The 1,895-nt window shown below is 49.4% G+C and carries 2 protein-coding genes; one reads left to right on the forward strand and one right to left on the reverse strand.

Features of this window, described 5'->3' with window-relative positions; genetic code table 11:
- Positions 1-475 precede the first annotated feature (475 nt).
- Complete coding sequence (locus VIP81_RS14530) at positions 476-985, forward strand: DUF4760 domain-containing protein (protein WP_331961913.1); 510 nt, start codon at positions 476-478, stop codon at positions 983-985.
- Positions 986-1,451: 466 nt separating this feature from the next.
- Here the strand turns inward: VIP81_RS14530 and VIP81_RS14535 are convergent.
- A partial coding sequence (locus VIP81_RS14535; protein WP_331961916.1) for a hypothetical protein occupies positions 1,452-1,895 on the reverse strand: 444 nt, incomplete at its 5' end.

Below are 1,895 nucleotides of genomic sequence, written 5' to 3' on the forward strand. Positions count from 1 at the left end.
TTGCAGTAAAAAAATTACTGTAATGGCAACCTGCGCTCCGGCTTTTCCTCCATTCCAAAAAATGCCCTTTTTGCAACGCCTCCCCTTTTAGCACCAGCAAGTTGTAAATTCTTTCAACATTATTTTTATCAAAAGTATTGATTTTTTCAGACATAAAGCCCTATATTTCCTGGACCCGCTAAATCTCGGGGCTTATTTTGTTCAGACAAGAGCGATAAAAAATTTTGGATTTTACAGACGTTCCAAATGCTGCATTGTTTGCAGTCGCTAAAGGCATTACCTGCACAGCCCTCAGACCTGTATTCAACGCCGTCGGCGACGACGAAGTACGATCAGACCGCTCCTCGACTTCATGTCGGCCGAAATCGCCAGTGGTTACGGCGCACTCTCTGCGCTAGTTATGCAAGCCCCCCTTCTCCACTCTTCGCTCAAATGATACAATTTAGTGTATCTCGATACCAATAGGAACAAACGGATGTACCTTGGCGAACTGCTAGACTTAACCAACCTGATGCTGTCAATCCTAGGAGCGTTTGCGACACTATTTATCGCTTACCAACTCTCTATCATCGCCCGCGCTTACCAGCACGAACTACGGGCGAAAACAATGGAACGGACTCTAAAGGCGGTTCAGCTTCCTGAACACGTAACGCGGACGATGTCGGAGGTAATTCATTGGCAATATACGGGAAGATCATTTTCCGACCTCAACGAGTCTGAAATAGAGAACGTATACGCCACGTTAAATTTTTTGGAAACCCTGGCAACTGGCATACGAGCGGGCATATATGATGAAGACATATCTTACGTTCGTCTGAGCGATGGAATATCTCTCTTTTATCCCGCCATCCAGCGCTTCATCTACGAGTCTCGCAGCAGCTACATTGCCTCAAGCCTATATCTCCAGCTGGAACGACTCGCGCGAGATTGGAGCGAAAAAGAGGGTCTGCGCTACCGCCTGCCAACTGAGGGGGATGGCAAATGAAAACCCCGTTCGAAATAATAACGGACCATTGCAAAGCAAATCAGAAAAACACATGCATCCGAGATTTGGCGTACAGCATCTATCGACAACAATTTGAATCACTAACGAGGGATGCCAGCCTCGATTCAAATGCTATACAGGCGACGTTACTCTCTGCAGGAAACCTCAATGCTCATGTTCGCTCCGCTGAGGATTCACTGCGAACTCAATTTGATGAAGATCTAAAACCCATAAAGGCCAAGGCTAAGAGAGAATCCTTTCTCTTTTCGGTGTCGGCCGGGGTGATTGGCAATCTGGCATACTCCCTCGTCTTAATCCTGGTCTTTATCATTGCCAAGGATCAGCTCACATCCTGGTTAACAGGACTTTTACCTCCAAAGCAGTAGCAATACTAAGCTGAGTGATATTTTTAGCTCAGCTTAGTGGTAACTACGACCGGATTTCCCACCCCAATTTTTTCCGGATATCAAACAATCCGGTCTTTCGTAGCGCCTACTACAATCCTCGCATCATTCAGAGCGCACTCGATTTTGATTAATGCCTCGCACTTCTCTGCGCAAGCTAGACGGCGATACGCTTGAAGAACATCATGTAGCGCTGACGTCGGCACGTCGAACCGATCCGATAGATCTCGAATCCGCGGCCTGCCTCTCAGCATCCGGCAAACAAGCATATCGGTCACTAGGCGTTCCCTGCCCTCGCCTACCGGGTTTAGCCACTCAGACACCTTGCGTGCGCTCTCGGCGCCCTCCAGCCCGGTCGCATGCTGCGCGCGCAGTAGGTGGAAGCCGATGCTGTTACCCAGCGTGCGCTCCATCAGCTTGACGATGAACACCGCCTGCGCGTGCCAATCATGCGGCGACAGCCCTGACAGCGCCTTGCGGTCGTAGGTCGCGTCGAAACGCTCCCG

It is taken from the genome of Chitinophaga sp. (assembly GCF_036566945.1).
GTDB lineage: Bacteria > Bacteroidota > Bacteroidia > Chitinophagales > Chitinophagaceae > Chitinophaga.